Here is a 7,762-nt window from a genome sequence, read left to right on the forward strand (position 1 = left end):
CTTACTACTAAAGCCCGCGTCCGTTTTTTGCTCGGGCCGGGACTGCCCCGCACCCTTTGTGGTGGTTTCAGCGTTGCGGGCAATTGCCCGCTTTGCCCGCTTACGGCAGGCGTCCGAACAGTAGACCTTGGGACGGCCCTTGCCGGGGATGTGCAAGATCGGCTTGCCACAGCCAGGGCCGTTGCAGCGGGGTCCGCGCGCTGGTGGCGCGTCCCCGGCGCTCTGTACGCTCGTCACAGCACTGTTCCTGTCTCGCCGTGTGAACCGGCGCGAGATGGGAGCGACAGGCCCCGGATGCCCGTCCGGGGCTTGTGCTTTTGGTGGGGCACGATCATGCCGCAGAGCGTTCCAGTATGCAACGCTGCCGCGCGGTTTTCGTGTGACGAGTGTGACTTGACGGGCAGCAAGAAGCCCCGCCGACCAAAAGGCCGGCGGGGCTTCGGCGTTGGGGATCAGCCCAGGTCGTCAGGCGGGTACGGGGTCACGGTCCCGCAGTAGTGGCAGGTCGAGCCGCCCGGCAGGTCCACGGTCCGGCCGGTGCAGGTCGGGCACTCGCCCAACTCCAGTACGGGGCCGTGTCCGGCGGCGCAGGCCGGGCAGGTGTGGCCGACGACTTCGGTGTCGTCGCGGCCGGGCACGGCCAGGACCGCCGGGCGGGAGACCCAGCCGCGGGCCTCGATGTCGTCCTCGAACTCCGTTGTCGTCGCGTTCGAGGGAGAGCGCCATGCAGTCGTCACGGTCGCAGGTCACGGCGTCGCGGATCATCGGCCGGTCTCCGTCCCGGCCGCGCGCTGCACCCAGCTCGTGATGACCGCGAACGTGGACCAGTCGGCGGTCTGCGCGAGCCAGGCGGCGATCCGGTCGTCGTACGCCCCCAGCTCGACCCCGGCCGCGCGGAACACGTCCGTGAGGATCTCGGCCTTCTTGGCGGTGTCCGGGTAGCCGCCGGGCGCCGGGTAGTCGAGCGGTTCGCGGTCGATGGGGCCGGTCGGGATGCCGGTGTCGGTCATGGTGTCCTCCGGGTTGCCGGGGCGCCGGCCGTTCGGCAGGCGCCCCGGCGTGGGTGGTCGGTCAGGCAGCGGGAGTCAGCTTGGTGGCGAGCTGGGCGGCGGCGGCGAGGATCAGCCGAACCTCCGCCTCGGTGACCAACGGCGCGGCGGCCGGGCCGGGTACCGGGGGGACCGGCGCGGGGTCCGGGGCCGGGCGGCGGCGCAGGGCCACCGCCAGGACCACGATGCTGACCACCACGGTGGCGAGGTAGGCGAGGGCGATCACGCGGCCTCGCCGCCGATCTCCATCTGGCCCTTGACCGGCTGAGGCCCGTGCTGGATCTCGAGGGCCTTGTACCGGCGGTTGACGGTCTCGTGTGACCGGGTCGCCGGACCGGCCGCCTCGCGGGTGCTGAGACCGGCCCGCCAGCACTCCTCAATCACGCGGTTGGCGTCCTCGGTTGACAGCCTCCCGGAGGCGTCAACGTCGGCGTGGACCATGGGCGGTGTCGAAGCGGTCGCGGCGCTGACCTGCGGTGTCCACGTTGACAGCGGGCCGTCTGACGCGGCTTCCAGCTCCCGGAGGTTGAACGGGTCCTCGCCGTCCTCGGCGGCCGTCACAGACGCCGTGACGGGCTCGACCGGGCCGACCTGCGGGGGTGTCAGGCGGACCGACAGGGGCACGCTGGCCACCCACTCGTGGAACGCGGCCTCGGCGTTGCCGTGCTTGGCCTCGGACTCACGGACCCGGCGGTTCAGCTCCGCGTACCGGGCGTTCTGGGTGGTCTTCTGCCGCACCGCTTCCTCGGCGAGCGCCAGGAGCCGGTTGGACTCGGCGGCAGCCGCCGCGACTTCCTCGGCCGCCTCGCGCTCGCGGCGGGCCGTGTCGAGGCGGATCGCGGACCGGGACGCGGCGTCGGCGTTGACCTCGGCCGCCCGCTCCTGAGCGATGTCCTCGGCCGTCTCGGGGCTGACCGAGGTGTTCGCGTGGACCACGCGGACCGCCGTCACAGCGAGCGCCAGACCCGGCAGGAACGACAGCACCGAGGCGTGACCGAGGACGTTCATCAGGACGACCGATCCCCCGGCCGCGACGACGGACAACCCGCCCATCAGCCCGACCGTGACCCAGCGGCGGGCCTTGATGCCGACGTCGACGGAGCGCATCGCGCCGACCCACACCATGTCGAGCAGGACCGCGACGAACCCGCCGACGATCAGGCCGAACGTGCCGGTCAGGCCCATCAGCGCACCGACGTTCGGGGCGACGGTTGCCACGACCACGCTCAACGCCCCGGCGGTCACCACCAGCTCGACCACGAGGAAGAGATCGAGGCCCGCCAGCTTCTTCAGCTTCTCCATGGTCACTTCCCCTTCCGGATCTCGCGCATGAGCAGGAAGCCGATCGGCCCGCCGATGATGAACGCCAGCCCGACCAGGGCGATGGCGAGGAACATCCCGGTCAGGACGCAGACGCACGCGGCGCCGCCACCGACCACGGCCACGGTCTTCCCGGCGGACCAACCGCCGGCCTTTCCGTGCGAGCAGCTGCACGCGCCGTGCGCGGCCGGGGCCGGGGCGGTCGCCTGGTTCGCGGCCTGCACGGCCTGGACCACGGCGAGGATCTGCGCGAACTGCGCGGCCTGGTCCTCCGCCTGCTTGGCGTCGGCCACGGCCTGGGTGATGTTGGCGCTCATGCCGACACCTCCCCGGCCTCGTTGGTGCCGAGCGTCAGCGAGCCGTCGTCGGCGCGGACCAGGTCCCCGGCCTTGACCAGGCGCGTCACGGTCTTGGAGACCGCGCCCTTGGACAGGCCGGAGGCGTCCACCACGTCCTTCTGCCGGACCGGACCACCGGCCGCACGGACCGCGTCGAGCACGGCGGCCTCCGCCTCGGTCCGCTGCGCCGGAACCGCAGCCGCGGGCGCGGCCGGGGCGGGCGGCGCAAGCAGGAAGTCGCCCTCGGCCTTCACCAGGCGCAGGGCCGGGCGTTCGGCCGGCGCTTCCGGCGCGGTCGGTGCCGGAGCCGACCCGGAGCCGTACCAGAGCGACTTGGGCAGGTCCCGCACCCCGTCGTCGTCCAGCGTCCACGTCCGCAGCAGGCGCGGCCCGTAGCCCTTGAGGTAGCCGTGCCCTCGGTACTCGCGGCCCTCCGGGATCTGGTGCGGCGCGTAGTGCGCGCAGTCGTCCAGGGCGACCTGAGCCTGAGTCGTACCGGCCACCCGCAGCGAGAACCGCGTGAGGAGGTTGGGCGCGATGAGCTTGTGCACGCCCGGGGCGGACCCGTCCGTGAGCGGGTACTGCGTCGCCCACCACAGGACGACACCGCGCGACCGACCCAGCGACGACAGCTCGATGAGCTGCTGCATCAGCTCCTTGTCGCGGATGATCTGCGCGAGGACCACCTGGCCCTCATCGATCGTCACCGTGAGCTGGCGACCGTCCCAGACCGAGATCCCGCGCCGCTTCATCTCCCGCTTGCGGCGGGTCATCTCCGCGTGCGCGTCGCGGATCGCCTGCTCAATCTCGTCCGTCTCGACCGCCACCCGGCACACGGCCTCCCAGATGTTGGCCTCTTCCCCCTTGCCGTCGATGAGCAGCAGGTCACCGCGCAGGTGGGCGGTCGCCATCATCGGGCGGAACGACCACGACTTGCCGGTGCCGGACGCGCCGGACACCAACAGCCGCTCGTCGAACGGGACCAGGACCTCATCGCCGGTCTCGGTGTCCAGACCCAGGCTCATCATCAGCGGGTCCGCCGGGATGCGCCCCGGCGTCCACAGCGACGACACGTTCGCCGCCGCCGACCGCGTGGCCAGCGTCAGGACAGCCCAGCCGCCGCGCGAGGCGGACGTGATCCGCATCCGCAGCGCCGTACGGGCACCGAGCAGGGCCCGGATCGAGTCGGCCTTGTCGGACAGCGTCTTGACCGTCCACGTGCCGTCGAGGCGGACCTCACACCGGATGCCGCCCGGGTCGAGGGCCGGGGGAGTGGTCACCGTGCCGGACAGCCCACGGTCCGGGGCGTGCTCGACCCAGAACGTCGGGTGCAGCCGCTCCATGAGCTGGCGCTCTTCGGCGCTGGCCTCGTCGTCCACGACGACCGCAGGCTTCCGGTGCCCGAGCGCGAGCCCGCCGACGTGCAGGCCGATGAGCGCGGCCGACGTGATGCCCGGCCACGTCGTCCAGTCGTGCGCGGTGCTGTACGCGTACGTACCGACCCCGGCGAGGGCGACGTGCGCCGAGTGCGCCCGCACGGCCAGCGACTTCAGCGTCATCGGGTAGTTCTGTCGCGCCGCCTTCAGGTCACCCTTGGCCGCCTGCCGGTGCGTCCGCGCGGCCTTGTCCGCCGTCCGCGCCGCCCGGCGGGCCGACCCCAGCGGGTTCTTGCTCTCCTTGCGGGCGACCTTGCGCTGAGCCGACGCCTGCCGCTCGACCGACCGCGCGGCGTTGTACTCGCGCTGAGCCTTGATCAGGTCCTTCAGGTGCTCCGGGGTCCGGAGCTGGCGACGCCGGTCGCTCTCCGCGTCCCAGCGGGCCGCGAACGGAACGAACGCCGGGGCGATCAGGTCAAGCTCACGCCCGACCGCTTCCGTCGCGTTGTTGATCCGCTCCGCCGAAAACTCGCGGGCGGTTTTGGTGCTCGTGCCGATCTTGCTCCATGCTGCTGCCAAGTCCACGAGATTCCCTCCGAGGTGATCGTGGATGAGGGCCGGATCTTCCGTTCACAGCGGGGTCCGGCCCGCCTGATTTGCGGGGGTTGATGCCTGCCGGAAACCGCAACCGCCGGTTTCCGGGTGGAAACCGCGCATGACCTGCGGGTTTCCGGTTTCCCTCGGTTGAGGGGAGGGGGGCCCTACGCGTACGCGCGCGAGGCGGGGTCGGTTTCCGGGGTCCGGATCACTCCTTGCCCCACAGCAGAACCGTGGTCGTGGCGAGCCCGGTCTTCTTGGCGATGGCCCGGATCGGAACGCCTGCCTTCACGGCCCGGAAGACGATCGGCTTGAGGGCCTCGTCCGCCTTCCGCAGCTCGTTCTTGGCGGCGATGCGTCGGGCGCCGGGGGCGTCCAACGCGCGGTCTGCTTCGGCCCTCTCGGCCGCTTCGTCCTTCATGCGTTCCAGTATGCAACACTACCGCGCTGAGTCAAGCCTGCCGCGCGGATCTGATCAAGAATCGCTGTACGGCCGTCTGCGGGCCGTACGCGCTCCGCCAAGCCCGAGAGTCCGCCCGGACCCTGACAGCGGCTCAGAGCGCCGTCTGTGGCCGCTCTTGGCGGTCGCCTGCCGGTTACTGCGCCTCCGGCGGCCCTCCGGGGGGCCACCGCTCCCAGAGGGGGTGGGGGCACCACCGGTGTCTGCGGGTCCGTGGGTGGGTCGGCGGGGAGCGGGAGTTCCCTCCGGCCGGGACGACCCTCCGCACCCTGCCGCACGACCGCACGGGGGCAGCTCCGCAAGCTCCGCCGCCCCCGCACGCCCGCACGGCCCACCGTGAGTGCCGCCCGACCGGAGGGAACTCCCGCTGACCCCCGCCTTGCGAGCGCGAGCGCGAAAGGCCGGCCGAACTCACCCGCCGTCGGCGGCCACCGCCCCGCCGTGCAAATGCTGCGCGTCGACCAGGACCACGACGACGACCAGGACCACGAGTCCGACCGCCGTCACACGCGCCAGAGCTGCGGCAGCAACCGGAGCTGGTAGGCCCAGCACAGGGCGAGCACCGCGCAGAAGCCCACCTTCGGCCACGGCTCCCAGTCGCCCACGGCCACGCGCACGGCCAAGCCAGGGAGCAGCAAGCCGCTCGCCACCAACGTCCCCCGGTAGAACCGCCTCCAGCCCGGAGACCGCCACTCCTTGCGCTGACTCACTCGCCCTCCCAATCCCGCACACCTATGCATCACGGGCCGATGGCCCGCCGACCGCAGTACATACCCCGCTACAGAACACACCCAGGCATTCCCAACGAGCCGGACCCGAACAAGATCGTTACGCCCACACCTCATGCATTCCAGCAAGATCAACACGGGCACACCTCTTGCACTTCGCGCCCGCGCCATCTGACCAGCGCCGGAACCGCTCCGCCGCAGGCAACCCACAGCGTGGTTTTCCTGCGCAGATGACGGCAGCGAGTTGTGGGTTACTGACGTCAGTAACCGCCCGGCCGGGGACGGCAACCGCCCGGCCGGGGACGGCCGAACGCCCCGCCGGCCGATGGCAGGCGGGGCGTTCTGGGTCGGCAGGAGCCGACAGCGAGTTAGTGCTTACTGGGGGTCAGTTACGCGTCGGCCACCTGTCGGCGGCGGGCACGGTGCACGTGCTCCGCGAAGGTCCGGGCGGCCGGTCGTTCGAGCAGCGCGGCGACCTTGGCGGCGGCCTTCACCGCGGCTTCGTCCTCCCCGGCCTGGGTGGCTTCGTCGTCCTGGCCGTCGTCCTCGGTCGGCGGGTCGAAGACGTCGATGCCCCACCGCAGGCCCCACGACTCGATCAGCAACCGGACGCCGCCAACGCCGTGCGCCTCCGCGACCTTCACGAGGTCGAGGCGGCGGCCCGGCACGCGGGCGATGTGCCGGTACCAGGTGCCGGACGGGATGACCAGGATCGGCACCAGGCCGCCGGACTCGTCGGTGATCTCGTCCTCGGTCCGCTCGTCCTGCGGGATCTCCAGCAACTTCACCAGGGCGTTGAGCCCCTGCGTGCGGTACTGCTTCCGCACGCCGAAGATCCCGCGCTCACGCTCGCGGTACTTCTCGGTGAAGATGCCCGGCACCCCGCCGGACGCCGCCAGCTCGTCCGCAGCCGCGTCACCGAGCTGCCACGGCCCAAGGCGGCCGAACCGGCGGCCGTCCTTGAGGTCCTGCCGGGACAGCTCCAGCCCGATCTTGGCCGTGCCCTTGTCGCCGTCCTTGTACAGGTAGCGGGCCGTCTCGCCCTCCTCACCGGAGTTGAGCGACCGCAGGTCGGTGCCGTGCCCCTCGCCACCGCACGAGCAATCCGGCCGGTCACAGGTCTGGCTCACCTCGTAGCCGCCCGCGTTGCGCACGCCGTCCGCCCACGCCGTGGCGATGGCCCGGCGGAACTCCAACTGCCCGTCCTCGTCGAGCGGCGCGGCCGTGACCCACAGCGTGTGCCAGTGCAGGTGAAAGCCCGTGTCCGGGCCCCACGTGTCCTCATAGGCCCGCTCGTAGCCGATCACGCCGAACTCGGCCTTGAGCCGCCGCCACGGCCGCCCGGCGGACCCGTACGCCCCGCGCCAGCCGTCGTGCAGGACGCTGACGAGGCCGAAGCGCTCGCCCTTGCGGTTCGAGCCGAACGCCATCCGCTCGAAGTGCCGGAGGGTGGACGTGCCCAGGTGCAGGCCGTACCCGGCCGCCGCGAGGCCGTCCGCCATGAGCTGGGCGTTCGAGGCCCGCACCGCGAGGATGCGCGTCCCGCACCAGGCGCACAGGTGGACGTTGTTGCAGCGGCAGACGCCCGTGATGGCCGCCTCGCCGGTCGCGGCCATCAGCGTGGCCGCCTTGCCGGTGAGCCGGTTCCCGCACGCGCGGAAGGCTTCCCCGAGCGCCACGGCCTGGTGCCGGTCGCGCCGCGCGTACCGCTCGTCTCGCGGGTCCGCTTTCGGCTGTCCGTTTTTTGGTGCCGGAGCTTCCGCAGCAGCGCTCTGACCTGCGGCGGACGGAGATTTTCCCTTACTACTAAAGCCCGCGTCCGTTTTTTGCTCGGGCCGGGACTGCCCCGCACCCTTTGTGGTGGTTTCAGCGTTGCGGGCAATTGCCCGCTTTG

At 71.8% G+C, this 7,762-nt stretch carries 9 protein-coding genes; all 9 read right to left on the reverse strand.

Translation table 11 applies throughout. The features are described from left to right. Positions 1–452: 452 nt before the first annotated feature. Positions 453–737 carry a hypothetical protein gene (locus ACZ60T_RS33905; RefSeq protein WP_469669471.1) on the reverse strand — a complete coding sequence of 95 codons (285 nt, stop codon included), beginning with the start codon at positions 735–737 and terminating at the stop codon, positions 453–455. 24 nt (positions 738–761) lie between these two features. Further along, positions 762–1,010: a hypothetical protein gene (locus tag ACZ60T_RS33910; RefSeq protein WP_469669472.1), complete on the reverse strand. Its 249-nt coding sequence runs from the start codon at positions 1,008–1,010 to the stop codon at positions 762–764. Positions 1,011–1,071: 61 nt separating this feature from the next. After that, on the reverse strand, positions 1,072–1,275 hold the full coding sequence (locus ACZ60T_RS33915) for a hypothetical protein (protein WP_469669473.1): 204 nt from the start codon (positions 1,273–1,275) through the stop codon (positions 1,072–1,074). Next, a complete protein-coding gene (locus tag ACZ60T_RS33920) occupies positions 1,272–2,351 on the reverse strand; it encodes a hypothetical protein (protein ID WP_469669474.1) in 1,080 nt (359 codons plus the stop codon). The genes ACZ60T_RS33915 and ACZ60T_RS33920 overlap by 4 nt, the downstream gene beginning before the upstream one ends. A gap of 2 nt (positions 2,352–2,353) precedes the next feature. Beyond that, complete coding sequence (locus ACZ60T_RS33925) at positions 2,354–2,686, reverse strand: hypothetical protein (RefSeq protein ID WP_469669475.1); 333 nt, start codon at positions 2,684–2,686, stop codon at positions 2,354–2,356. Then, positions 2,683–4,668 carry a MarR family transcriptional regulator gene (locus tag ACZ60T_RS33930; protein WP_469669476.1) on the reverse strand — a complete coding sequence of 662 codons (1,986 nt, stop codon included), beginning with the start codon at positions 4,666–4,668 and terminating at the stop codon, positions 2,683–2,685. Before ACZ60T_RS33930 ends, ACZ60T_RS33925 begins: the two co-directional genes overlap by 4 nt. A gap of 220 nt (positions 4,669–4,888) precedes the next feature. After that, entirely contained in the window at positions 4,889–5,101 is a 213-nt protein-coding gene (locus tag ACZ60T_RS33935) for a hypothetical protein (RefSeq protein WP_432159125.1), read from the reverse strand. A 542-nt stretch (positions 5,102–5,643) separates the two neighbouring features. Next, positions 5,644–5,850, reverse strand: a complete 207-nt coding sequence (locus ACZ60T_RS33940; RefSeq protein WP_469669477.1) for a hypothetical protein — start codon at positions 5,848–5,850, stop codon at positions 5,644–5,646. A 407-nt stretch (positions 5,851–6,257) separates the two neighbouring features. Continuing rightward, positions 6,258–7,547 carry a hypothetical protein gene (locus tag ACZ60T_RS33945; RefSeq protein ID WP_469669478.1) on the reverse strand — a complete coding sequence of 430 codons (1,290 nt, stop codon included), beginning with the start codon at positions 7,545–7,547 and terminating at the stop codon, positions 6,258–6,260. Positions 7,548–7,762 lie beyond the last annotated feature (215 nt).

It is taken from the genome of Streptomyces sp. NPDC104371 (genome assembly GCF_055583785.1).